This is a genomic window from Halomonas sp. NyZ770 (assembly GCF_020616575.1).
GTDB lineage: Bacteria > Pseudomonadota > Gammaproteobacteria > Pseudomonadales > Halomonadaceae > Vreelandella > Vreelandella hamiltonii.
Genome location: NZ_CP085143.1, coordinates 1890852 through 1914024 on the forward strand (window position 1 = coordinate 1890852; position 23173 = coordinate 1914024).

Here is a 23173-nt window from a genome sequence, read left to right on the forward strand (position 1 = left end):
GATGCCTGAAGGCCCTGAAATCCGGCGTGCCGCGGATCGTATCGAAAAGCAGCTCGCGGGGAAAACGCTGGAAGACGTGTGGTTTGCGTTTCCGGAGCTGGCCCCGCAGGCGGCATCGCTCATTGGTGTCAACGTGCAGGCGGTGGATACCCGCGGCAAGGCGATGCTGATTCGCTTTGCCGACCAGCGCGTGCTCTATTCACACAATCAGCTCTATGGCGTCTGGAAACTGCATGCCGAGGACAGGCCGCCCAGTACCCAGCGCTCATTGCGTGTCCGGCTGAGCGCTGAGGGAAGGTCTGCCAGTCTTTACAGTGCCTCGGATGTTTCCTTGTGGCATGAAGAGCACCTGCTTCAACACCCGTTCTTGTCGCGGCTTGGCCCTGATCTGTTGAGCGAGCGGGTTACCCCTGTGCAGGTCAGGCAGCGCTTGCTGTTGCCTGCCTTTCGGCGGCGTAGCCTGGGGGCACTGCTGCTGGATCAGAGCCTGGTGGCAGGGCTGGGTAACTACCTGCGCTCGGAAATTCTGTTTTTCTCCCAGTTGCATCCCCGCCAGCGGCCCGCTGAGCTGAACGATACGCAGCTCGCGTTACTGGCCGAAAATATCGTCGAGATCACCCAGCAGGCCTATCTGCAGGCGGGCGTCACCAACCTGCCCGAGTGGATATCCCAGGCGGTGGCCTCAGGAGAACCTCGCAGGCAGTGGCGCTTTGCAGTGTTCGAGCGGGCTGGACTCAGTTGCCATCGCTGTGGTGATGTCATCGAGCGCACCATGGTCGGTTCTCGCCGACTCTATCGCTGCCCGAACTGTCAGGGTGTTTCGCCATCATAGTTATACCGTTATCTAACCTGCTGGCTCACTGTCAGACCAAAGCCTTAACCCCTGCATGGCGGGAAGCACCTGTAGTGGCTGCCGGGATTGTTTCAATACGGTATACTTCCAGCACACTTAGACGGCCGAGAAGGTCGCACTCAGCACGATAACCGAGGAGCTGTTCATCCATGACCGTGATTCGCCAGGACGACGTGATTCAAAGCGTTGCCGATGCTCTGCAGTACATCTCTTACTATCACCCCAAGGATTTTATCGATGCCATGGCAGCCGCTTATGAGCGCGAAGAGAATCCGGCGGCCAAGGATGCCATTGCTCAGATCCTGATCAACTCACGGATGTGCGCCACGGGTCATCGCCCCATCTGCCAGGACACCGGTATCGTGACGGTATTCGTGCATGTCGGCATGAACGTGACCTGGGAAGCGGACCTCAGCCTGGATGACATGATCAACGAAGGCGTGCGCCGGGCCTATCAATTGCCCGATAACGTTCTGCGTGCATCGGTTCTGGCCGACCCGGATGGCAAGCGCCAAAACACCAAGGACAATACGCCCGCCATCATCCATCACAAGATCGTGCCTGGCGACAAGATCGATATTCACGTGGCAGCGAAGGGCGGCGGTAGCGAGGCAAAATCGAAGTTTGCCATGCTCAACCCTTCCGACAGCGTGGTGGATTGGGTCATGGAACAGTTGCCCAAGATGGGCGCTGGCTGGTGCCCGCCCGGTATGCTCGGTATCGGGATTGGTGGAACCGCCGAAAAGGCCATGGAAATCGCCAAGGAAGCGCTCCTCGATCCTATCGACATCCAAGACCTTCAGGCACGTGGCCCCAGCAATCGGGCAGAAGAGCTGCGTCTGGAGCTGTTCGACAAGATCAACAAGAGTGGCATCGGTGCCCAGGGGCTGGGCGGCTTGACCACGGTGCTGGATATCAAGGTCAAGGATTATCCCACCCATGCGGCCAACAAGCCGGTGGCCATCATTCCCAACTGTGCGGCGACGCGTCATGCGCACTTCACTCTGGATGGTTCCGGTGCCGTCTCTTTGCCAGCTCCCAGGCTGGAAGATTGGCCGGAAATCACTCGTGAAGCGGGTGATAACGTCAAGCGCGTGAATCTCGATACGGTCACTCCCGAAGAGGTCAGCACCTGGCAGCCAGGCGACACGCTGCTGCTCAACGGTAAACTGCTGACCGGACGCGATGCGGCGCACAAGCGTATGGTCGACATGATCTCCAAAGGTGAGCCGCTGCCGGTAGACATGAAAGGTCGCTTCATCTACTACGTCGGGCCAGTAGACCCGGTAGGTGATGAAGTCGTGGGGCCAGCAGGGCCAACGACCGCCACTCGTATGGACAAGTTCACCCGTACCATGCTGGAAGAGACCGGGCTGCTGGGGATGGTGGGCAAGGCCGAGCGTGGCCAGGCGGCCATCGACGCGATTCGCGACAACCAGGCCGTCTATCTGATGGCGGTCGGGGGCTCTGCCTATCTGGTGGCCCAGGCCATCAAGAAGTCTCGTGTAGTAGGCTTCGAGGACCTTGGAATGGAAGCCATCTATGAGTTCGAGGTGGAAGACATGCCAGTCACGGTCGCCGTCGATAGCCAGGGCACGTCGGTGCACCAGACGGGGCCTGCCAAGTGGAAAGAAATCATTGCCCAAAAGGCCTGATGGCCGATTGGCAACCTGTGTGACCAGATGAGTGATCGGAAGCCCCGTCCCAGGCGGGGCTTCTCCGCATGGTCGCTACAGAAAAACAGCAAGATGTCCTGATGATGACGAGGAAGCGTTAATGGCCTCATGGCTGCTAGGCACGGCGATCATGATGATCCACGTTCTGGGGATGGTCTCGGCAGTAATGGCGTTGATGTCCAGTCGGACATCCCAGGGTGCCGTCGCGTGGATCATTTCACTGCTGACCTTTCCCTATATCGCTTTACCCGCCTACTGGTTTTTTGGACGCCCCCGCTTCTATGGCTATGTGACCGCACGCGGTGCAAGAGATACGGTGCTGCGCAGAGTCTTGGTGCGCTATCGTCACAACATCAAGCCCCACGTGGTCGAGTCCACCAATACCGATATCAAGGCCGTGGAGCAGCTGGCGATGATGCCGCTGACCCGAGGCAATCACCCGCAGCTGCTGATCGATGGGCAAGCAACGTTCGACAGCTTGTTCGAAGGCATCGCGCAGGCTCGGCACTATCTGTTGCTGCAGTTCTTCATCGTGCGGGATGATGCGCTGGGACGTGAGTTGCAGCAGCATCTCGTAGGCGCGGCCCAGCGCGGTGTGCGTGTCTATTTTCTCTACGATGAAATTGGCAGCCGCAAGCTGCGAGATGGTTATTTCAAAGAGCTGAAACAGGCAGGTGTCGAAGTGACCCCGTTTCGATCGTCGCGTGGCATCAAACACCGCTTCCAGCTCAACTTCCGCAACCACCGCAAGATTGCCGTGGTGGATGGGGAGCAGGGGTGGGTAGGCGGCTTCAATGTCGGCACAGAGTATCTGGGGCAGAGCAAGAAGCATGGCCCTTGGCGCGATACTCATCTGTTACTGCACGGTCCTAGCGTTCTCGGCCTCCAGGAAGCGTTCTGGGAAGATTGGCACTGGGCCACAGGGGAAGTGATTACGCTGAACTGGCACGCGGCACCCGCCGCGGGGCACGACCAACAAGTGGTCATCGTGCCGTCGGGGCCTGCGGACAAGCAGGACACGGCAGGGCTGCTGGTGCAGCAGCTGATTCACAGTGCCAACGAACGTTTCTGGGTCACCAGCCCGTATTTCGTGCCCGACCAAGGCGTTCAGGATTCATTGAGACTGGCGGCCATGCGCGGTGTAGATGTGCGTGTGATGATCCCGGAGCGGCCGGATCACTTGCTGGTCTTTCTGTCGGCGTTTTCGTTCTTGCCCGACATGCTCAAGGCAGGTGTGAAAATATACCGTTATCAACCTGGCTTTCTACACCAAAAAGTCATGCTTATCGACAACAGCTCGTCTGCCGTCGGTACGGTCAATCTGGATAATCGCTCGTTCAGATTGAATTTCGAGATTACCGCCTTCATACCCAGCGCTGATTTTACCCGACAGGTGGCCGAGATGCTGGAAGCCGATTTCGCCCAGTGTCGACGCGTTACCCTCGATGAAGTCAGCCAGCGGCCAATGTGGAAAAAAGTCGTATCCCGCGCCGCGTACCTGATGTCACCCGTCCAGTAGCCGCTGCCGCTGGGCCAGCCGCGATCACAAAGAACCAATAAACAAAGGGAGTGTTGGGTGAATCTTGAAACAAAATGGTTAGAAGATTTTGTGGCACTGGCCAACACGCGCAGTTTTTCTGCGTCTGCCAGGCAGCGCCATGTGACCCAACCTGCCTTTAGTCGTCGCATCAGGGCGCTGGAACAAGCGGTGGGAGTCACCTTGGTGGACCGCTCGACGACACCCATAGGGCTCACCTCGGAAGGCCAGCTTTTTTTGGTCACTGCGCGCAACCTGGTAGAGCAACTCAATGAATCACTCAGCCATTTGCGTGGCCTCTCGATTGCCAATGAGGCGCTGGATATCGTGGCCGCGCACTCCTTGGCGTTGAGTTTTTATCCGCCCTGGATCTCGCGGCTGCAGAAGGGTTTGGGCGAGCTGCCGACGCGGTTGGTGGCCATGAATGTGGGCGAGGCGATTCACGTTCTGCGGGAAGGCAACTGTGACCTCATGCTGGCTTACTATGACCCGTTTGCCACCATGCAGCTGGACGCCGAAGTGTTCCCGTCCTTTTCGATTGGCAAGGTCAAGATGTTGCCCGTGTCGCTCCCTGATGAGCAGGGCAAGCCGCTGTTCTCGCTGCAGCGTGATCAGTCGATTCCCTACCTGGCCTACACACAGGGTGCTTTCCTGGGGCGTAGCGTGCGCATGCTGCTGAAGAACGATCCGCTACGCATGAAGCTGCGCACGGTGTACGAAACGGCCATGGCCGAGGGCCTGAAGGGCATGGTGTTGCAAGGAGTCGGCGTGGCCTGGATTCCCGATTTCTGCATCCGTGAAGAGCTGAAGAGCGGTCGGCTGGTTCGGGCAGGAGATGAGGGGTGGGATATTCCTCTGGAGATCCGTTTGTATCGTTGCTCGCTGGTGCACAAGCCCGGGGTAGAGCGCCTATGGCGGCAAATGATGAAGCTGCCGCGCGATTTTCTGCAGGGCTAAACGCCGCCCAGGTTGGCCGGTAGCCCTAGAAAGTTTTGAATGATGAAGAAGTGGTCTTCAAACAGACTTTCCGGCTCCAGGTCGGCCAACGCCACCCAGCGGGCATGCTCGCCGCCTTTGACCGGCTTCAGGCGAGGTAGCTGCTGGTCGGGGGTCAGCGCAAAATAGAAAGCTTCGGCGAGCGTTCGCCCTCGCCAACTGCGGTGTGGCTCATCGAACAGACGCTGGCCGCGTAGCGAGCCCTTCAGCACCGGTTCCGGCACTTTGAGCCGCAAGCGTTCGCGCAGCTCGCGCAGGCAGGCATCCAGCAAGCGTTCGTGAGGGTTGATGAAGCCGCCGGGCAGCGCGAACAGCCCCTTGCCAGGGGCGGCAGTGCGCTTCACCAGCAATACATGGCCAGATTGCACCACCACGGCATTTACCGTCACGAAGATGGGCGGGTAAGGGGCTTTTGCCCAGGCCTGGCGATACTGGTCCAGCAAATGCTGCTCCTCCAGCAACTGATGATAAGCATCACCCTTGCAGAACTGTCCTACGCTTCTGACCACCCCCGGGGGAAGATCATGATAAGCGCCAGTGCTCAGATAGTCGCCGGTGGCGTCCGGGGAGCGAAACAGCCGTTCTCGAATCTGGCTGGCTGAAATGCCTTCCACCAGCGGAACGCTGACCGATTCCCACTGAGGAAACAGCGAAAGATAGTAGCTCGATTGGCCACGGCTGGCTCCGATCAGTCCGATACGTGGCAGACGAGCCTTGGCGGGGGTAGCCAGGTCACGCACCTTGCGTTGCACATCCCGCACCCAGACATCGTCATTGTAAAGAGCGTCCAGCAGTGGGGTGATTTCCAGGCGGCGGTTCTCGGCTTCGTCGAATCCCGAGCGGATCATGGCTTGGCGTTCATTGAAGTGCCAGGGATTGCGTAACGAACGCGCTTGCCACGAAGAGCCGACCATGACGATGACCTGACGCGCCTGTTTGAGCGCTTCGCGGATGATGGCCAAATGCCCCAGATGTGGCGGCTGAAAACGACCAATGAAGACTAGGCAGTCAAACTCATGGTTCGAAGGGGGGAGGGCAGCATCCGGTGTCATGGGGTGTCCTTGCGCGCTGGTCAGTTGGCCATCAGGCGTGGCCATTATGGTCAGTGAGTCACTTCTGTGCAATGCATCAAACCCTGCGCTCAACGGTTTCATTCGGTATGCTTACCTATTGATAGTGATAGTGGCGTTATAAAAAAGGACGCTGGGAATGGTTTTAAAGGGAATAACTATGCTGAAGCGCACGCTCGTTTTCTGGTGGAACGTGGTACAAGATGCAATCTCTCTATGGCTGGAGCGCAATGCTTTCAGCTACGCTGGTTCGCTGGCGTTCTATACGCTTTTTTCGCTGGCTCCGACGATCATCATTGCTGTCACTGTGATCGGGGTGGTGCTGGGGGAAGATGCTGCTCAAGGGCAAATCGTGGCGCAGCTTCAAGGCACGTTAGGGGCCGAGGCGGCCCAGGCGGTGGAACAGGCGGTTGCCCAGTCGCGTATCGAAGAGTCCGGGCTTCTGCCTACTGTTTTAGGGGTGGTTGCGCTCCTGGTGGGTGCCACCACGGTCTTTGCTCAGATGCAGTTTTCACTCAATACCATCTGGGGCGTCACGGCCAAGCCTACCAGCAACAGCGCCTTCATTTTCATCAAGACGCGCCTGCTGTCGCTGACCGTCGTGCTTTCGATTGGCTTCATTCTGCTCGTTTCTCTGGTGCTGGGCGTTTTCCTGCGCAGCATGCTGCACGCCACCAGTGACCTGCTGCCCATAGCGACTATCGTCACCACCACTGTCGAGTCGCTCATTTCGCTGGCCATGGTGACCTTGTTGTTTGCCACTATCTTCAAAGTGCTGCCCGATGTGGTATTGCGTTGGCAGGACGTGCTGATCGGCGCGCTGGTGACGGCGATTCTGTTCACGATAGGCCGCAGCCTGATCGCCATCTATCTGGCCTATACGGCCACCGCATCTACCTATGGTGCCGCGGGCTCGGTAGTGATGATCCTACTGTGGGTCTACTACAGTTCCTTGATACTGTTGTTCGGTGCATCGTTTACCCGTTCGCTGCTGCTGCGCCGAGGGCGCCCTCTGGTGCCCCGCAACAGTGCGGTATTGGTACGCCAAGAATTGCTTTGATGAACAGGAGGTTGCCATTGTCGCAGTGCTGTCTGCGTGGAATGGTGCCAGGGAAGGTTCAAGGGGCCAGGGTGACCCACGTATCAATGGAACCCCTGGCCCTACATCACGCTTCTGGGCATTTTGCGACGTTTTGACGTATTACCGCCTCAGGCGGACTGCTCTGCCTGCCAGTCAGTGATGTTTTTCGCCGACAGCAAGACGATGTTCTGACGCGCTTCGGGGGTGATCCAGGCGTTATGCGGCGTGACGATCAAATTGAGCGGCTCTCCTGCTGCCAAGGCATCCAGTAGCGCATGCCCCTGGCGGGGGGGCTCGGCGGGCAGCACGTCAACGGCCAGCCCGCCCAGCGCTCCTTTGCGCAGCGCCTCCAGAGCGGCCTCTTCGTCGATGATGCCGCCGCGCGCGCAGTTGACCAGCAGCAGTGAAGGCTTGGCCTTGGCCAAACGCGCTTGATTGATCAAATGTCGTGTGTCGTCGTTCAGGGGGCAGTGCAGGCTGATGACATCGGCGTTGGGCAGCAGGTCGTCCAGAGCCGGGCGCTTATCGGCGGCTTCGTTGCCAGGACGCGCGGCGAAGGTCACTTGCATGCCGAAGGCCTCGGCCAGACGAGCGACTTCCGAGCCCAGTTCGCCACTGCCTACCATGACCAGTTGCTTGCCAGCCAGCTGCAGCGTCGGGTGGTTCTGGAGGCAGAAGAAATCACTTTTCTGCCAAGCTCCTGCGGCGATATCTGCCTGATAGCGCGGCAGGCGATTGGCCAGCGACAGCATCAGCATCAGCGTGTGCTGAGAGACACTGGCCGTGCCGTAGGCGGAGACGTTCTTGACGACGATGCCATGAGCTTTGGCTGCGTCAAGATCGATATTGTTCAATCCCGTGGCCAGGACGCAGATCAGCCGTAGCGAAGGCAACTGCGACAACGTGTCGGCGTCCAGTGTGACCTTGTTGACGATGGCAATATCCGCGTTTTTCAGGCGCTCGTGGGCCTGCTCCGGGGTGCTTTGTTGATAGGTTTCCAGGTGATCGACGGCCTCACGAATCGGCGTCAGGTCGATATGGGGGCCCAGGCTTTCTGCATCCAGCATTACCGCATGAGGCATGTTGTTTTCTCCATTGGCTGCCAAGTGGCGCTTGGCCTTGCCCGGCAGGGGGCACAAAAGGGTATAATGTTCGCGCTATCAACCGCAGTCTTGGAATTTATCCCAGCAGGCCACATATTGTCAGCTCGGCGGCCTAGTCGTTCGCCACTTTTCTGTAAATATCAGTCTGTTGACGTTGTGCTTTTCAGGAGCCCTCAACATGCCTATCTATGAGTACGAGTGCAAGGCCTGCGGCCATCGCATGGAAAAACTACAGAAGGTCAGCGCTGATCCGCTGACTCAATGCCCCGCTTGCCAGCAGGATGACCTCGAACGGCTGGTGTCTGCGGCAGGCTTTCGTCTGGCCGGTGGCGGCTGGTACGAAACCGATTTCAAAACCGGTAGCAAAAAGAACCTTGCTGCTGGCGGTGGCTCGGCTGGCTCTTCGTCCAGCGACACCAGCACGCCATCCCCCAGCAAAGGCGCCGCGGCTTAGCCGCGGCGGTCAGCCGAGGTAGTTGGCGACCCCTTACATAGTCACGCAACAGAACAGGAAGAGACATGCGCAGCCATTATTGCGGCCAGCTGAACGAAACATTGGTGGATCAAACGGTCACCGTCTGCGGTTGGGTACATCGCCGTCGTGATCACGGTGGGGTTATCTTTCTCGACATGCGCGACCGCGATGGGATTGCGCAATTCGTCGTCGACCCCGATACCGCCGAGGCGTTTGCTAATGCCGACCGTGCGCGCAGTGAATATGTTCTGCGTATTACAGGGCGTGTTCGCCTGCGTCCCGAAGGCACTCAGAACCCCAACATGCCGACTGGCATGATCGAAGTGCTGGCCAAGGAAGTCGAGGTGCTCAACACTGCCCTCACGCCGCCTTTCCAGCTGGACGAGCATGGCAAGGTGGGTGAAGAGGTGCGCTTGAAGCATCGTTACATCGACCTGCGCCGCCCGGACATGATCGAGAAGCTGCGCCTGCGTTCACGTATTTCGCACAGCGTTCGTGCGTTTCTCGAAGGCCAGGGGTTTCTGGACATCGAAACGCCCATCCTGACCCGCGCGACACCCGAAGGTGCCCGCGACTACCTGGTGCCGAGCCGCACCCATGCGGGTAGCTTTTTTGCACTGCCGCAGTCGCCGCAGCTGTTCAAACAGCTGCTGATGGTGGCGGGCTTTGACCGCTACTACCAGATTGCCAAGTGCTTCCGTGACGAAGACCTGCGTGCCGACCGTCAGCCAGAGTTTACCCAGATCGATATCGAGGCCTCGTTCGTCGAGGAAAACGATATCATGGGCATCACCGAAGCCATGATCCGCCAGCTGTTCCAGGAAGTGCTGGATGTCGAGCTGCCGGAGTTCCCGCGCATGACTTGGCAGGAAGCCATGGATCGCTTCGGCTCCGACAAACCGGACCTGCGCATTCCGTTGGAGCTGACGGATGTCGATGACCTGATGCAGCAGGTGGATTTCAAGGTGTTCTCTGGTCCTGCCAGCGCGGAAGATGGCCGTGTAGCTGCCTTGCGTGTGCCGGGTGGAGCGAAGCTGTCGCGCAAAGAGATCGACGAATACACCAAATTCGTCGGTATCTACGGCGCCAAGGGCCTGGCCTGGATCAAAGTCAACGAGCGCGCCAAAGGGCTGGAAGGCCTGCAGTCGCCCATCGTCAAGTTCATGGAGAACGTCGTCGAGGAACTGCTCGATCGCGTGGGTGCAGAAGATGGTGACATCATCTTCTTCGGTGCCGACAAAACGCGCATCGTCAACGAAGCCATCGGCGCACTGCGTGTCAAGCTGGGCGCTGATCTGGCCATGTATACCCAGCCCTGGGCGCCGCTCTGGGTGGTCGATTTCCCGATGTTCGAAGCCGATGATCAAGGCCGCCTGAGCCCGCTGCACCATCCCTTCACGGCGCCTTCCTGCACGCCGGAAGAGCTCAAGGCCAACCCGGCCGCCGCACTATCGCGTGCTTACGACATGGTATTGAACGGTACTGAGCTGGGCGGTGGTTCCATTCGTATCCACGATCAGTCCATGCAAAGCACCGTATTCGACATTCTGGGTATTGGCCAGGAGGAAGCGCAGGAGAAATTCGGCTTCCTGCTGGATGCCTTGCAGTACGGTGCACCGCCCCATGGTGGTTTGGCTTTTGGTCTGGATCGCCTGGTCATGCTGATGGTCGGTGCCAAAACCATCCGTGAAGTGATCGCCTTCCCGAAAACGCAAAGCGCTGGCTGCTTGATGACCGACGCCCCCGGCGAAGTCAGCCCCGAGCAGCTCAAGGAGCTGAGCATTCGACTGCGCCAAAAGGCCAAGGCGGAGACCACAGGCGAGTAAACGCTCTGTCGCCTGCCAGAGGTAGCCAACACCGACGCTCTGCGTCGGTGTTTTGTTATGTGTCACCTTATCTGCCATCGCGTTACCAGGAGTCAGTACATGGAAGGACATCAGTCCGTGGCAGTCGTTCGAATCATGGGTATCGACCCTGGGTCACGGATTACCGGCTACGGCGTCATTGACCTGATCGGCATGAAGCCTCGCTATGTGGCCAGCGGCTGTATACGTACCTCTGATGGGGCGCTGGAGCAGCGCTTGGCGCAGATCTATGCCGGGCTCGGGGAAGTGATCGGCCTGTATCGACCTGAAGCAGTCGCGGTAGAGCGTGTGTTCATGGCCAAGAATGCCGACTCGGCGCTAAAGCTGGGCCAAGCTCGAGGCGCCGCGCTGGTATGCCTGGCCAACCATGGGCTGAGTATTTCCGAGTATGCTGCCCGGCATATCAAGCAGGCCGTCACGGGACATGGGGGTGCCGAGAAAACACAGGTGCAGCACATGGTGACGACGCTGTTGCAGTTGACCGCCACGCCTCAAGCCGATGCGGCCGACGCGCTGGCCATTGCCTTGACCCATGCGTTCACCGGAAGTGGTCGAGTGCCCCCCGCGGCCAAACAGGGCAAACGACGCTCTACGGGGCGTTGGCGGCTATAGCCGTTACTGGTCATCTGTACAGAGTCGCTTTATAGTGGCTTACCGTTTTCACTACCCGCGAGCACCCCTATGATTGGTCGGTTAACTGGTTTATTGATCGAGAAGCATCCCCCCTGGATCGTGGTGGATGTCCATGGCGTTGGCTACGAACTGGAAGCCTCCATGAACACGCTGGTGGCGCTGCCTGCGCCAGGTGAAAACGTCTCGTTATATACGCACTTGACCATTCGCGACGATGCCCATTTGCTGTATGGCTTCGGCCGTGAGCATGAGCGTGCGCTGTTTCGCGCCTTGATCAAGGTCAGTGGTGTAGGCCCCAAACTGGCGCTGGCGATTCTCTCGGGGATGGATGAGGACGCCTTCATGCGCTGCGTGCGTGACGATGACAGCAAGGCATTGACCCGTTTGCCTGGGGTGGGCAAAAAGACGGCCGAACGGCTGATCATCGACATGCGTGATCGCTTTCCCGACTGGGAGCAGAGCCATGCCCCGTTGGCCCTGGAGGCCACCAGTGGCCGTCCAGCCCCGCGCGACAGTTTGGCCGATGCAGAGGCAGCGCTGGTCAGCCTCGGCTACAAGCTGACCGAAGCTGCTAAAATGCTGGCCGATGTAGATCCTAATCAATCCACCGAAGCGTTGATCAAGGCGGCGCTGACTCAGCGCATGAGTGGCTGAGCGCAACGCAAATTCCACTTGATACACCGCGTGCCGGACCTCGTGTCGCTCCGGCGTTGATCAGATCCAGTAGAAGAGTTGACATGCTAGAACATGACCGATTGATCGCCGCTGAACCGGAGCACGGGGAAGTTCGCATCGATCACGCCATTCGGCCCAAGCGCCTTCGGGACTACATTGGCCAGCCCCGAGTCCGTGAGCAGCTGGAAATCTTTATTGGCGCGGCCAGATTGCGGGAAGAGAGCCTCGACCACACGCTGGTGTTTGGCCCACCAGGCCTTGGCAAGACCACGCTGGCCAATATCATCGCCACCGAAATGGGGGTCGGCCTGAAGTCGACTTCCGGGCCGGTGCTCGAGCGGGCCGGGGATCTGGCTGCGATGCTGACCAACCTGGAGCCGGGTGACGTTCTGTTCATCGATGAGATACATCGCCTTTCGCCCGTGGTGGAAGAGGTCCTCTATCCCGCCATGGAAGACTTTCAGCTCGACATCATGATTGGTGAAGGGCCTGCGGCGCGCTCCATCAAGCTCGACCTTCCCCGCTTTACGCTGGTGGGGGCGACCACGCGAGCAGGGCTGCTGACCTCGCCGCTGCGCGATCGCTTCGGTATCGTCCAGCGTCTGGAGTTCTACAATCTCGAAGAGCTGACGGAAATCGTCGCCCGTTCGGCACGCCTGCTAGGGGTGGAAACCAGCCGAGAAGGCGCGGTGGAAATTGCACGGCGCTCGCGGGGGACGCCTCGCATCGCCAATCGCCTGCTGCGCCGCGTACGTGACTATGCCGAGATCAAGGGCAACGGGGTGGTCGATGTGACCCTTGCCGATGCCGCCTTGAACATGCTCAACGTCGACCATCATGGCCTGGACCATATGGATCGCCGCCTGCTGCTGGCCATGATCGACAAGTTCGACGGTGGGCCTGTCGGGGTCGATTCGCTGTCGGCGGCGATTGGCGAGGAGCGCGATACCATCGAGGACGTGATCGAGCCTTACCTGATTCAGCAGGGCCTGATGATGCGTACGCCACGTGGTCGGGTGGTGACGCGCCAGGCGTGGCAACATTTCGAGCGTATAGCGCCCGACAGTGCCATGAATGCAGAAGGGGAGCGGCGGCCATGACCGATGGTTTTGCGATGCCAGTGCGCGTTTACATAGAAGATACTGACGCGGGCGGTATTGTCTACTACGTTAACTATCTGAAGTTTATGGAACGCGCCCGCAGTGAATGGTTGAGAGAATTGGGGCTGAATCAGCAAACGCTGCTAGACGAAGGGACGCAGCTAGTGGTATACCGCATTGCCTGCCGCTATGCCAAGCCAGCACGTCTCGACGATGCGCTGACCGTAACGGCCACCATGGCCAATCAAGGCCGTTGTCGAATGACATTCGAGCAGCAGGTGTGGCGAGACAAGGAACTCTTGTGCTCCGCCACAGTCGAGATAGCCTGTTTGAGCGCTGATACCTTACGGCCCAAAGCGTGGCCTGCATCGCTCGATCTTTCTGTGTCGGCTCACTAGCCGACCTTCAGTGTGATCTCGTGCTAGCTAAACCCGGTGAAATGACCACCGCTACCCATGTCGCCATGTCGACGCCAATAGATTGAAGAGGGCAACTGTGAACGATAACACCATGTCCATACCCCACTTGATAATGAGTGCCAGCACCGTCGTGCAGCTCGTCATGTTACTGCTGGTGGTGGGGTCGATCCTCTCTTGGGTGGTGATTTTCCAGCGCAGCATGGCATTGCGTCGTGCCAAGCAGGAGTACAATCAATTCGAAGAGTCATTCTGGTCGGGTGTCGACCTCAATGAACTGTACCGCGAAATTCCTGCCGATGACCCACGCCACGGCGCGGAGCATATCTTCCAGTCCGGCTTTCGCGAGTTCAACCGTCTGATGCCCAAGACGCGTAATGCCGACACGATCCTCGAAGGCGTTCAGCGCAGCATGCGCGTTGCCTGGTCGCGGGAAGAGGATCGCCTTACCCAGCACCTGATTTTTCTGGCCACCGTGGCATCGGTCAGCCCTTATGTCGGCCTGTTTGGTACGGTGTGGGGCATCATGGGCTCGTTCCAGTCGCTTTCCATGACCCAGCAAGCCACTTTGGCCACCGTGGCGCCCTGGATTGCCGAAGCCCTGATCGCCACCGCCATGGGTCTTCTGGCAGCGATTCCTGCCGTTATCTTCTATAACCGCCTTTCCAACGAAGCCTCTCGCCTGTTGGGCAAGTACGAAAATTTTGCTGAAGAATTCCATGCGATCCTGCATCGCAACTTGCAAGGTCGCGACGGCAAGCCCGATGCCCGCTAAAGGAGTTCGTCATGCAAGGTTCGTTTAATCGCGGCGGCAAGAAAAAGCCCATGGGGGAGATCAATGTCGTCCCCTTCATCGATGTCATGCTGGTGCTGCTGGTCATTTTCATGATCACGGCGCCCATGTTGACGCAAGGCGTACAGGTGGATTTGCCGCAGGTCACTTCGGAACCTATCGAGACTCAAGAAGACAGTGATCCGATCATCATTTCGGTGGATCGTGACGGTGGCTACTTCATCACCTTGGGTGAAGACACCAGCAATGTCTCTTTGGAGCAGATTTCCGAACGCGTCATTGCCATTCTCCAACGGCGACCTGGCACCCCTGTCATGGTCAGGGGCGACCGTAGCGTGCCTTATGGCCAGGTCGTCATGTTGATGAGCACCCTGCAACGCTCTGGTGTGGCGAACGTTGGGCTGCTCTCAGAGCCGCCGCAAGATGGCTAAGGGCGAGTCACCGATGGCAGTGAAACCACCACGCGACCCCCAGGATGTCGGCTACACATTGCCGACGGTTCTGGCGATTGGCGTGCATCTCGTCGTGATTGCGTTCACGCTGATTCGGCTACCCAGCACGCCTGCAGAGCCCGACTCCTCATCGATCGTGCAGGCCACTTTTGTCAGCACGGAAACCTTTACCGATCAGGCGCAGCAGGTCACCGAGCAGCAGGCCGCGCTGAACAGTGCGACCGAGCCGGCCGAGAGCGAGCCAGCACCTGAAGCACCTAGCCCCGCAGAGCAGGCAGCTGAAGCAGAGGCTGCCGCGGCGGCGCAGCGCGAGGCAGAAGCCGCAGCCCGTGCAGAGCAGCAAGCCCGTGAGCTGGCCGAAGCCCAGGCCGAGGCCGAAGCAGAGGCCCAGCGGCGCGAGCAGGAAGCTCAGCGGGCAGCAGAAGAGCAGGCCGCTGAGCAGCGCGCCCGGGAAGAAGCAGAAGCCCAACGCCAAGCCGAGGCGGAAGCCCAGCGGGAAGCCGAAGCAGAAGCCCAGCGCCAGCGGGAAGCAGAAGCCCAGCGCCAGCGGGAAGCAGAAGCCCAGCGCCAGCGGGAGGCCGAAGCAGAAGCCCAGCGCCAGCGGGAGGCCGAAGCAGAAGCCCAACGCCAGCGGGAAGCCGAAGCAGAAGCCCAACGCCAGCGGGAAGCCGAAGCAGAAGCCCAACGTCAGCGGGAGGCTGAAGCAGAAGCCCAACGCCAGCGGGAGGCTGAAGCAGAAGCCCAGCGTCAGCGTGAGGCTGAGGAGCGACGTGCTGCCGAAGCGGCAGAAGCGGCCATGCAGCGCCAGTTGGCGGGTGAAGCCGAAGCGGCTGCCAATGCTCAGCAGGCCCAGCAGGCGGCAAACAGCTTTATCAACATCGTGCGGCGAGCCGTTGAGCAGGCCTGGGTCATTCCGCCGGGAGCAAGCAACTCGATGAGTGCTACCATACAGGTAAGGCTTGGACCATCTGGCGAACTGCTTGCCACATCGGTGGTCACTTCAAGTGGCGACAGTGCCTTTGACCGGTCGGCAATGCAGGCGGTCGAACATGCAGCACCGTTTGGCGAGTTACGCGACTTGCCAGCGGATCAGCAGCGCAATTTACGTCAATTTAATCTGCGATTTACCCCGGGGGATGTTCGCTGATGCAAACGTTGAGCAAAGTGTGGCTTTTTTGCGTACTGCTGTTGATCAGCAGTGTGGCAAGCGCAAACCTGACCATTGAAATAACCCGTGGCAGTGACCGTGCGCTGCCCATTGGCGTGGTCCCGTTCGAGGGAGGCGAAGGCTTCCCGGAAGACGTGGCTCAGATCATCCAGGACAACCTCGAGCGCAGCGGCTTCTTTTCACCGCTGGATAGAGGCGCCATGTTCGAGCGCCCCAGCCAGGCCAGCGACGTTCAGTTCGGCACTTGGCGTTCATTGGATGTCCGCTATCTGGTAGTAGGCCGAGCGCGCCAATCGGGCAGTGGCTATGAGCTGCAGTTCGACCTGATGGATATCAGTGGTCAGCGTCCCATCCTGAGTGAAACCGTCACCGCCAACAGTAATGATCTGCGTGGTGCGGCGCACTATATCAGCGATGAGATCTTCGAAGCGATCACGGATATTCGTGGCGCATTCTCCACGCGCATTGCCTATGTGACTGCGCAAGGCGTGGGCGACAACATGCAGTTCGGCCTCTACGTGGCCGATGCCGATGGCCGCAGAAGCCAGCAAGTGCTGACCTCTGACCAGCCCATCATGTCGCCAGCATGGTCACCGGATGGACGTAAACTGGCGTATGTGTCTTTCGAGTCTGGCCAGGCCGCCATCTACATTCAGGACGTGGCCACCGGCCAGCGTGTGCAGGCGACGTCGTTCGACGGCATCAATGGCGCGCCTACCTGGTCGCCCGATGGCCGTCGCATTGCCATGTCGCTGTCAAAGGATGGTCAGCCTGAAATCTATATTCTGGATGTGGCCAACCGCTCCGTGGAGCGTGTCACCCAAAGCAACAGCATCGACACCGAGCCTGCATGGTCACCCGATGGCCGCAGCCTGATTTTCACTTCTGACCGCAGCGGTGGGCCGCAGATTTATCAATATTCGCTGGGTAGCGGCGAAACTAATCGCATTACGTTCACAGGTAACTATAATGCCCGTGCCCGCTTCTCTCCCGACGGTGAAGAGATCTTCTTCATCCATCGTTCAAGCCGGGGTTATCAGGTTGCCAAGCAGGATCTTGGCGGTGGTCGCTTAGTGGTCTTGAGCGAATCGACAAGAGATGAATCTCCTAGTGTTGCACCGAACGGTACCATGGTAATCTTCGCTACCCAGCAGGGTAGTGCGGGTGTGCTCAGTGCCGTTTCAGCCGATGGCCGTTCATCGTTCAGGCTGCCAGCAGCACAAGGCGAAGTGCGTGACCCTGCATGGTCACCTTTTTTAAATTAACGAATGAACAGCACTAAACTCTGTTTTCAGGCAAGGAGTCTGATTATGCAACTTAAGCCGTTGGCTCGCTCATTGGCAGTAGCGTTATCTATCGTAGTGATCGCTGGCTGTTCCAGCACCGGCGGATCCCAGGACGGGGACGCCTACGGCAGCCAGTCTGGCAGCAGCGTAGGGTCTGGCACGTCGGGCGCAGGTGCGGGTGGTCAGTATGGTTCCACCACTGGCTCGGGTGCTGGTCAGCAAGCCGACTCGCGTATTCCCGAAGTGCGTACCATCTACTTCGATTTTGACCGCGATACCATCAAGAGCGAATATGAGTCCGTCGTCATGGCACATGCTCGCTACCTGCGTGCCAACCCGAACGCGCGCGTCGTTCTGCATGGCCACACCGATGAGCGCGGTACGCGTGAATACAACATGGCCCTCGGCGAGCGTCGTGCCGGAGCCGTGCAGCGCTTCCTGAACATTCAGGGCGTTTCTCCTTCACAGATGAGCGTTGTCAGCTATGGTGAAGAGCGTCCGGCAGTGAGCGGTCAGAGCGAAAGCGCTTACTCTCAGAACCGTCGCGTAGTCTTCAACTACTGATAGCGTTGGCGTGCCTGCCATCAGGCACGCCAATGGCCTTTCGGAGCTATCAATGAATCACAGTCTCAAACGCTATTTTGAGAGGCTGTGCGGTGCGGGAGCCTTGGTGCTCCCGCTGTCCGTATTGCCCTTATCCCTGTTTACTGCCTCCGCCGTTGCTCAGCAGCCGCTGGTGCAAGATCTCTCTTCTGGTTCTTCGGGTTTCTACCAACAGACGCAGCGTCAGGAGTCCTCGGGTGGCAACCTGGTGCTGTTCAATCAGGTTCAAGAGCACCAGCAGGAAATCCAGCAGTTGCGGGGGCAGATCGAAGAGCTGCGTCACCAGTTGGAACAGCTGCGTAGACAGTCTCAGCAGCAGTATCTGGATATCGAAGACCGCCTGATGAGCAGCGGCCCCAGTCAGATCGAGCAGTCCACGCCCCAAGTCGAACCGGAAGTTGCCGAGCAGGTAGCCCAGGCCCCATCGACCCGCAACGTCAGTGACGACGCTCAGGCCGATTACCAGGCTGCCTTTGCTCATGTGCAGGCGCGCCAGTTCGGCGATGCCATTGCGGCTTTCGAATCGTTCGTGGCCGACCACCCGGACAGCAGCCTGACTGCCAATGGCCATTACTGGCTGGGCGAACTGTACGCGGCAGAAGGTGAGTTGGACGCGGCAGATCAGGCCTTTACACGTGTCATCGAGCAATACAGTGGCAGCTCCAAAGTGCCTGATGCGCTTTACAAGCTGGGACTGGTCAAGGCGCGTAAAGGGGAAGCGGCACGCAGTCGTGAGCTGTTGGAGCAAGTGCGTGACGACTACCCGCAAAGCAGCGCTGCTGGCCTTGCCAATGATTTTCTCCGTCAATCAGCCGGTTAATCGGCTTTCTTGGATCAAGGAATCCTCATGAACTGCAAAATCGACTATCAACCAGCGCCTGGCTTGCTTGAAAACCGCGTCGTGTTGGTAACCGGTGCGGGCGATGGCATAGGGCGTGTTGCAGCGCTTGAGTATGCCAAACATGGGGCAACCGTGATTTTGCTTGGTCGTACCATTGCCAAGCTGGAACGCGTTTACGATGAAATCGAAGCTCAAGGCGGTCCTCAGCCAGCCATTTTCCCGTTGAACTTCGAAGGCGCTACGTTAAAAGACTTCCACGACATGGCCGAGACGTTGAACAACGAGTTCGGTCGGCTGGATGGTTTGTTGCACAATGCAGGGCTGTTGGGCCGTATCACCCCCTTCGACCAGTACAATCCCGAGCTGTGGGAACAGGTCATGCAGGTGAACATCAACGGCCCCATCTGGATGACGCAGGCGCTGTTGCCGCTGCTGCAGGCGTCTGATGACGCGTCGGTGATCTTTACCTCCTCTAGCGTCGGTCGTAAAGGTCGTGCTTATTGGGGCGCCTACTCAGTCTCCAAGTTTGCCACCGAAGGGTTCATGGAAGTGCTGGCAGACGAGCTCGAAAATCAGCCGCATGTGCGGGTGAACACGCTCAATCCTGGTGCCACGCGAACCCAGATGCGGCGTTCGGCCTATCCTGGCGAAGACCCGCTGACGCTGCGCACGCCAGAAGAGATCATGCCCACCTACCTATGGCTGATGGGCCCGGACAGCCAAGGGGTCAGCGGCCAGAAGTACGATGCCCAGCCGCCGCGTAGTTGATTTGCCTGAAGGATGCAGCAAGTGCGCCATCGGCCCCATGGGCCGATGAGCATGTCACTGGGAGTGGTGGTCGTCTAACGCGGCCACCAGCTCCTCGCACGTCGCAAACCAGACATCGGCAGGCCACTGCTGATAGTCGTCCTCTTCACTGATGTAGCCATAGCCCACCGCAACGGCCAGCATGCCAGCCGCTCGCGCTGCCTGCATGTCCCTGACATGATCGCCTATGTACCAACAACGCTCGGGCGCTACGCCCAACCGCTTGGCAGCTTCCCATAGAGGCTCGGGGGCGGGTTTCTTGACGCTCAGGTCATCGGCACACAGCAGTGCCCCAGGTGTGAGTTCCAAGGCATCCAATAACGGAACGGTATAGCGCCGTGGCTTGTTGGTGACGATTCCCCAGGGGCGAGCGCGTTCTTGCCAGGCATGCAGCCACACGTCCAGTGGAGAAAACAGGCGGCTGTGTACGGCGACTTTCTGCTCGTAGGCATCGAGTAGAAAGTCACGCGCCTGCTCATGCTCGTCACTGCCGCTGTCAAGACCCAGAGCCAGCGTGACCAGAGCACTGCCACCATTGGAGACCTGCCCGCGAATCTGTTCGAAGGGCAGGGCCGCGAGGCCATGATGGGCTCTCAAGGCATTGGTGGCGGCGGCCAGATCCGGCGCTGTGTCCACCAGCGTGCCATCCAGGTCGAAGATCACGGCGTGGGGGGCAGAAGGGCGCATCTATTCGCTCACCTTGCGACAGTGCATCATGTAGTTGACCGATACGTCATGGGCCACCAGGCGGTAATGTCGTGTCAGCGGGTTATAGGTCAAACCGCTCTGCTCACGCACTTCCAGCGAGGCGCTACGCGCCCAGTGGGCCATTTCGGAGGGGCGAATGAATTTTGCATAGTCGTGGGTGCCACGGGGAAGTAGCTTGAGCAGGTATTCGGCACCGACGATAGCGAAGGCGTAGGACTTGGGCGTACGGTTCAGCGTAGAAAAGAAAACGTGGCCGCCTGGCCGTACCAGTTGACTGCAGGCACGGATGATAGAAGCCGGGTCTGGCACGTGCTCCAGCATCTCCATGCAGGTGACCACATCGAACGTGCCAGGCTGCTGGGCAGCCAGTGCTTCGACACTGATGTGCTGGTAGTCGATAGCCACACCACTCTCTTCAGCGTGCAGTCTGGCCACTCCCAGCGGTGCTTCGCCCATGTCGATACCGGTCACGCGTGCACCACGGTGCGCCATGGCTTCGCTCAAGATGCCGCCCCCGCAACCTACATCCAGCACTTGTTTGCCTGCCAGGCCAGCGCGAGCATCAATGAAGTCCAGCCGTAAAGGGTTGATGTCGTGCAGTGGCTTGAACTCACTGTGAGGGTCCCACCAGCGGCTGGCAAGTGCTTCAAATTTGGCAACTTCTGCCGCATCAACGTTGCCCTGTAGGCGGTCAGTGGTGCTATCCTGAAGAGTCGATGACATGGTATGGCTCCCTGAGCAAGTCGGCAATAAAGCGGAGAGGGCAATGCCTTGCCCATCACCCTTCTATCGTTGAGTATGGGAGTATTCTAACCACTCCCGGAGCGGAACGCATGAAAAGGAGCGAGGCATGATGCCCAACCCCCTATTTTATCGACGGTTGTTTGCCATGGAGAGCCTTTGAATGCGGGTATTACTGCACGGTAGCGAGCTGAGTGCCGCAACGGCGGCTGCCGCCCTCGCCTGGGTAGGTCATCAGGTGGACTGGCTGTTGCACGAAGACATGCCCTGGTCATCATTGGCTCAGGTCGACTGGCTGCGCCGTGAGCCTTCGCTCATGGCGCAGCTGGAACAGGCCTTGGCGTCGGGGCAACTGCGCGTCATCGAAACACTCGACTCGTCTCACGCGCCCGATGTGGTCTGGCTGGCTCTGTCACCTAGCCAACGTGATTCAGCGCGCCGTCTGCTCAACAGTTCCACGTTTGCTGATTATCAAGGCGGCGTGCTGATCAATAACTCGACTTTCCCTGTGGGTGAAACCGAGCGCCTTCATGCGTTGATGGGCCATCAGCATAGCCGTGTAGCGCTGCCTGACACGTTGGAAGAAGGCCGGGCATGGTCCGCTTTCACTCGGCCGGTGCGTTGGCTACTGGGCTGTGATGATGCTCACGGTGAGCAGGTCACGCGTGAGTTGTTGCGGGCCTTCAATCGCCGCAGCGAAGTGTTTCAGCGTATGCCCTGCCGAGCGGCTGAACTGACCAAGCTGGCCATCAATGGTATGTTGGCCACGCGTATCAGCTACATGAATGAAGTTGCTGGCTTGGCGGATACCTTGGGTGTGGACGTGGAGCATGTGCGCCAGGGGATGGGGGCGGATAGCCGAATCGGTTTCGAATATCTCTATCCCGGCTGTGGTTTTGGTGGCCCCAATTTCTCCCGTGATCTGATGGGCCTGGCCGATGTTCAATCGGCGCATGGCCGTTACTCCGCTTTGCTGGAGCAGGTCATGGATATCAACGAGCAAAAGAAAGAGACCTTGTTCAGAAAATTGTGGGCGTTTTTCGATGGTAACCTGGCGGGCAAGACGATTGCCGTGTGGGGGGCTGCCTTCAAGCCAGGAACGGCACGAATCGACCACGCCCCTGTGCTGACACTGCTGGAAGCCCTTTGGGCGCAGGGCGTAACGGTCAAGTTGCATGACCCGGCAGCACTGCCGGCCCTGCATGAAGCCGTCGGCCAGCGCGATGACTTGATTACCGTCCAAGGCGACCCTTACCAGGCGTGCCAAGGGGCAGATGCCTTGATGCTGGTGACGGAATGGAAGACTTACTGGAACCCGGATTGGCATCGCCTGGCGACGCTGCTGGGAGAAAAACTGGTACTGGATGGCCGCAATATTTATGACCCTGCTTTTGTCGCCAGCTGTGGCCTACACTACCGGGGAATTGGACGACGCGCCGACCCGATGTTGCCCTAAGGAAAAATCATGTCTGACGCCACCTCATCACCTCGTATCGTGCCGGATGTCGACCAGAGCTTCACTGCGCAGCACTTGCGGCATCGCAAAGGCCCAAGGCTCTGGCCATTATGGTGTTTCCTGATGCTGCTCGTCGTGGCCTTGGCCGGGGCATCGGTGCTGTTGTGGTACGAGCGTGAAGAGCTCCTGCGACAAGTCAACCGGGTGAGTGGCGAGGTCTCCAATCTTCATGCGAGATTGGACTCGGGTGACACCGATGCTCAGGATGAGATAACCTTTGTACAGGCTCAAATGGCCACACTGTTCCAGGAGCAGGAGCAACTTGCCATTGCGCTCTCCACCACGCGTGAAGAGTTGTATGGCCTGCTCACTGACCATGAGGCCAGTGCCTCCAGTGATGCGCTGAACTCCGTCGCTCAGCAGTTCGAGCGTCTGGAGGAGCAGGCTGCCATGCGAGACAACCAGCTGGCAGCGATTCGTGCCTCGCTGAATGCGCTGGAGCAGGTAGGGACTTCCGGTAGACAAAATCTGCTTGAAGAGGTGTCTTATCTGGAACAGTCCTTCGGCCAACGACTCGAGCAGCTGGAGCAGCAACTGGCCAGCGAGCAGGCTGTCTTGGCCGAGCAGCAGCAGTGGCGTGATACCATGGAGCAACAGCTTGCCCAGCTCTCTGAAGCGCTGGAGGATGACACCACCGCCACGTTTGCAAGCCAGTCCGAGCTGGCGTCACTGGAAGCCGAGTGGTCGCAGCGGTTGGCGACCCTCGAAAGCGATGTGCGACAGGTGCGGCAAGCCCAACTGGCCTTTAGCGCACAAATGGAGATGCTGCGTAACTAGC

General features: G+C 59.0%; 24 protein-coding genes. 20 read left to right on the plus strand and 4 right to left on the minus strand.

Annotated features, from left to right (window positions below):
* Position 1: 1 nt before the first annotated feature.
* The 4 genes from nei (at position 2) to LG409_RS08700 (ending at position 5023) form a co-directional block, all read left to right on the plus strand.
* A complete protein-coding gene (nei, locus tag LG409_RS08685) occupies positions 2 to 832 on the plus strand; it encodes an endonuclease VIII (protein ID WP_227408028.1) in 831 nt (276 codons plus the stop codon).
* Between the two features lie 170 nt (positions 833 to 1002).
* On the plus strand, positions 1003 to 2508 hold the full coding sequence (locus LG409_RS08690) for a fumarate hydratase (protein ID WP_227408029.1): 1506 nt from the start codon (positions 1003 to 1005) through the stop codon (positions 2506 to 2508).
* Between the two features lie 121 nt (positions 2509 to 2629).
* Positions 2630 to 4048, plus strand: coding sequence for a cardiolipin synthase (gene cls / locus LG409_RS08695; protein ID WP_144982777.1), 1419 nt, complete (start codon positions 2630 to 2632; stop codon positions 4046 to 4048).
* Between the two features lie 57 nt (positions 4049 to 4105).
* Positions 4106 to 5023 carry a LysR substrate-binding domain-containing protein gene (locus LG409_RS08700; RefSeq protein ID WP_039178001.1) on the plus strand — a complete coding sequence of 306 codons (918 nt, stop codon included), beginning with the start codon at positions 4106 to 4108 and terminating at the stop codon, positions 5021 to 5023.
* Here LG409_RS08700 and LG409_RS08705 read toward each other — a convergent pair.
* Complete coding sequence (locus tag LG409_RS08705; RefSeq protein WP_227408030.1) at positions 5020 to 6114, minus strand: bifunctional nicotinamide-nucleotide adenylyltransferase/Nudix hydroxylase; 1095 nt, start codon at positions 6112 to 6114, stop codon at positions 5020 to 5022. The two genes, LG409_RS08700 and LG409_RS08705, sit on opposite strands and share 4 nt — an antisense overlap.
* A 178-nt stretch (positions 6115 to 6292) precedes the next feature.
* Between LG409_RS08705 and LG409_RS08710 the strand changes: the two genes are divergently transcribed.
* Positions 6293 to 7192: a YihY/virulence factor BrkB family protein gene (locus LG409_RS08710; protein WP_227408031.1), complete on the plus strand. Its 900-nt coding sequence runs from the start codon at positions 6293 to 6295 to the stop codon at positions 7190 to 7192.
* Between the two features lie 149 nt (positions 7193 to 7341).
* Here the strand turns inward: LG409_RS08710 and LG409_RS08715 are convergent, their stop codons facing one another.
* A complete protein-coding gene (locus LG409_RS08715; RefSeq protein WP_227408032.1) occupies positions 7342 to 8295 on the minus strand; it encodes a D-2-hydroxyacid dehydrogenase in 954 nt (317 codons plus the stop codon).
* Positions 8296 to 8494: 199 nt separating this feature from the next.
* On the opposite strand from LG409_RS08715, the gene LG409_RS08720 reads away from it, so the two are divergent.
* From LG409_RS08720 to LG409_RS08780, 13 genes are all read left to right on the plus strand, one after another.
* Positions 8495 to 8770 (plus strand): FmdB family zinc ribbon protein, encoded by a 276-nt coding sequence (locus tag LG409_RS08720; RefSeq protein WP_016913811.1) that lies wholly within the window; start codon positions 8495 to 8497, stop codon positions 8768 to 8770.
* A gap of 65 nt (positions 8771 to 8835) precedes the next feature.
* Positions 8836 to 10617: an aspartate--tRNA ligase gene (aspS, locus tag LG409_RS08725; protein WP_039177993.1), complete on the plus strand. Its 1782-nt coding sequence runs from the start codon at positions 8836 to 8838 to the stop codon at positions 10615 to 10617.
* 99 nt (positions 10618 to 10716) lie between these two features.
* Positions 10717 to 11268 carry a crossover junction endodeoxyribonuclease RuvC gene (gene ruvC / locus LG409_RS08730; protein ID WP_096923010.1) on the plus strand — a complete coding sequence of 184 codons (552 nt, stop codon included), beginning with the start codon at positions 10717 to 10719 and terminating at the stop codon, positions 11266 to 11268.
* 69 nt (positions 11269 to 11337) lie between these two features.
* Entirely contained in the window at positions 11338 to 11943 is a 606-nt protein-coding gene (gene ruvA, locus LG409_RS08735; RefSeq protein ID WP_039177989.1) for a Holliday junction branch migration protein RuvA, read from the plus strand.
* 83 nt (positions 11944 to 12026) lie between these two features.
* A complete protein-coding gene (ruvB, locus tag LG409_RS08740; RefSeq protein ID WP_039177987.1) occupies positions 12027 to 13064 on the plus strand; it encodes a Holliday junction branch migration DNA helicase RuvB in 1038 nt (345 codons plus the stop codon).
* The gene (gene ybgC / locus LG409_RS08745) at positions 13061 to 13462 is read left to right on the plus strand and encodes a tol-pal system-associated acyl-CoA thioesterase (protein ID WP_039177985.1); all 402 of its coding nucleotides are present in this window, start codon (positions 13061 to 13063) and stop codon (positions 13460 to 13462) included. The genes ruvB and ybgC overlap by 4 nt, the downstream gene beginning before the upstream one ends.
* A gap of 112 nt (positions 13463 to 13574) precedes the next feature.
* Complete coding sequence (tolQ, locus tag LG409_RS08750) at positions 13575 to 14255, plus strand: protein TolQ (protein ID WP_227408033.1); 681 nt, start codon at positions 13575 to 13577, stop codon at positions 14253 to 14255.
* Positions 14256 to 14266: 11 nt separating this feature from the next.
* Positions 14267 to 14704 (plus strand): protein TolR, encoded by a 438-nt coding sequence (tolR, locus tag LG409_RS08755; protein WP_016913818.1) that lies wholly within the window; start codon positions 14267 to 14269, stop codon positions 14702 to 14704.
* 13 nt (positions 14705 to 14717) lie between these two features.
* A complete protein-coding gene (gene tolA / locus LG409_RS08760) occupies positions 14718 to 15872 on the plus strand; it encodes a cell envelope integrity protein TolA (protein ID WP_227408034.1) in 1155 nt (384 codons plus the stop codon).
* Positions 15872 to 17158, plus strand: coding sequence for a Tol-Pal system beta propeller repeat protein TolB (tolB, locus tag LG409_RS08765; protein WP_039177977.1), 1287 nt, complete (start codon positions 15872 to 15874; stop codon positions 17156 to 17158). The genes tolA and tolB overlap by 1 nt, the downstream gene beginning before the upstream one ends.
* 45 nt (positions 17159 to 17203) lie before the next feature.
* The gene (gene pal / locus LG409_RS08770) at positions 17204 to 17743 is read left to right on the plus strand and encodes a peptidoglycan-associated lipoprotein Pal (protein WP_039177975.1); all 540 of its coding nucleotides are present in this window, start codon (positions 17204 to 17206) and stop codon (positions 17741 to 17743) included.
* A 52-nt stretch (positions 17744 to 17795) separates the two neighbouring features.
* Complete coding sequence (ybgF, locus tag LG409_RS08775) at positions 17796 to 18602, plus strand: tol-pal system protein YbgF (protein ID WP_039177973.1); 807 nt, start codon at positions 17796 to 17798, stop codon at positions 18600 to 18602.
* Between the two features lie 27 nt (positions 18603 to 18629).
* Positions 18630 to 19391 (plus strand): YciK family oxidoreductase, encoded by a 762-nt coding sequence (locus LG409_RS08780; RefSeq protein WP_016913823.1) that lies wholly within the window; start codon positions 18630 to 18632, stop codon positions 19389 to 19391.
* Between the two features lie 54 nt (positions 19392 to 19445).
* Here the strand turns inward: LG409_RS08780 and LG409_RS08785 are convergent, their stop codons facing one another.
* Both LG409_RS08785 and ubiG read right to left on the minus strand, forming a co-directional pair.
* The gene (locus LG409_RS08785) at positions 19446 to 20117 is read right to left on the minus strand and encodes an HAD family hydrolase (protein WP_096923005.1); all 672 of its coding nucleotides are present in this window, start codon (positions 20115 to 20117) and stop codon (positions 19446 to 19448) included.
* The gene (gene ubiG, locus LG409_RS08790) at positions 20118 to 20861 is read right to left on the minus strand and encodes a bifunctional 2-polyprenyl-6-hydroxyphenol methylase/3-demethylubiquinol 3-O-methyltransferase UbiG (protein WP_016913825.1); all 744 of its coding nucleotides are present in this window, start codon (positions 20859 to 20861) and stop codon (positions 20118 to 20120) included.
* Positions 20862 to 21042: 181 nt separating this feature from the next.
* Between ubiG and LG409_RS08795 the strand changes: the two genes are divergently transcribed.
* Both LG409_RS08795 and LG409_RS08800 read left to right on the plus strand, forming a co-directional pair.
* On the plus strand, positions 21043 to 22335 hold the full coding sequence (locus tag LG409_RS08795) for a nucleotide sugar dehydrogenase (protein WP_039177964.1): 1293 nt from the start codon (positions 21043 to 21045) through the stop codon (positions 22333 to 22335).
* Positions 22336 to 22344: 9 nt separating this feature from the next.
* Entirely contained in the window at positions 22345 to 23172 is an 828-nt protein-coding gene (locus tag LG409_RS08800; RefSeq protein ID WP_096923003.1) for a hypothetical protein, read from the plus strand.
* Position 23173: the final 1 nt, after the last annotated feature.

Bases quoted from the DNA above. Each gene is read 5' to 3' on its own strand.
- nei (WP_227408028.1), top strand. From the start codon at position 2: ATGCCTGAAGGCCCTGAAATCCGGCGTGCCGCGGATCGTATCGAAAAG.
- LG409_RS08690 (WP_227408029.1), top strand. From the start codon at position 1,003: ATGACCGTGATTCGCCAGGACGACGTGATTCAAAGCGTTGCCGATGCT.
- cls (WP_144982777.1), top strand. From the start codon at position 2,630: ATGGCCTCATGGCTGCTAGGCACGGCGATCATGATGATCCACGTTCTG.
- LG409_RS08705 (WP_227408030.1), bottom strand. From the start codon at position 6,114: ATGACACCGGATGCTGCCCTCCCCCCTTCGAACCATGAGTTTGACTGC.
- LG409_RS08710 (WP_227408031.1), top strand. From the start codon at position 6,293: ATGCTGAAGCGCACGCTCGTTTTCTGGTGGAACGTGGTACAAGATGCA.
- LG409_RS08715 (WP_227408032.1), bottom strand. From the start codon at position 8,295: ATGCCTCATGCGGTAATGCTGGATGCAGAAAGCCTGGGCCCCCATATC.
- LG409_RS08720 (WP_016913811.1), top strand. From the start codon at position 8,495: ATGCCTATCTATGAGTACGAGTGCAAGGCCTGCGGCCATCGCATGGAA.
- aspS (WP_039177993.1), top strand. From the start codon at position 8,836: ATGCGCAGCCATTATTGCGGCCAGCTGAACGAAACATTGGTGGATCAA.
- ruvC (WP_096923010.1), top strand. From the start codon at position 10,717: ATGGAAGGACATCAGTCCGTGGCAGTCGTTCGAATCATGGGTATCGAC.
- ruvA (WP_039177989.1), top strand. From the start codon at position 11,338: ATGATTGGTCGGTTAACTGGTTTATTGATCGAGAAGCATCCCCCCTGG.
- ruvB (WP_039177987.1), top strand. From the start codon at position 12,027: ATGCTAGAACATGACCGATTGATCGCCGCTGAACCGGAGCACGGGGAA.
- ybgC (WP_039177985.1), top strand. From the start codon at position 13,061: ATGACCGATGGTTTTGCGATGCCAGTGCGCGTTTACATAGAAGATACT.
- tolQ (WP_227408033.1), top strand. From the start codon at position 13,575: ATGTCCATACCCCACTTGATAATGAGTGCCAGCACCGTCGTGCAGCTC.
- tolR (WP_016913818.1), top strand. From the start codon at position 14,267: ATGCAAGGTTCGTTTAATCGCGGCGGCAAGAAAAAGCCCATGGGGGAG.
- tolA (WP_227408034.1), top strand. From the start codon at position 14,718: ATGGCAGTGAAACCACCACGCGACCCCCAGGATGTCGGCTACACATTG.
- tolB (WP_039177977.1), top strand. From the start codon at position 15,872: ATGCAAACGTTGAGCAAAGTGTGGCTTTTTTGCGTACTGCTGTTGATC.
- pal (WP_039177975.1), top strand. From the start codon at position 17,204: ATGCAACTTAAGCCGTTGGCTCGCTCATTGGCAGTAGCGTTATCTATC.
- ybgF (WP_039177973.1), top strand. From the start codon at position 17,796: ATGAATCACAGTCTCAAACGCTATTTTGAGAGGCTGTGCGGTGCGGGA.
- LG409_RS08780 (WP_016913823.1), top strand. From the start codon at position 18,630: ATGAACTGCAAAATCGACTATCAACCAGCGCCTGGCTTGCTTGAAAAC.
- LG409_RS08785 (WP_096923005.1), bottom strand. From the start codon at position 20,117: ATGCGCCCTTCTGCCCCCCACGCCGTGATCTTCGACCTGGATGGCACG.
- ubiG (WP_016913825.1), bottom strand. From the start codon at position 20,861: ATGTCATCGACTCTTCAGGATAGCACCACTGACCGCCTACAGGGCAAC.
- LG409_RS08795 (WP_039177964.1), top strand. From the start codon at position 21,043: ATGCGGGTATTACTGCACGGTAGCGAGCTGAGTGCCGCAACGGCGGCT.
- LG409_RS08800 (WP_096923003.1), top strand. From the start codon at position 22,345: ATGTCTGACGCCACCTCATCACCTCGTATCGTGCCGGATGTCGACCAG.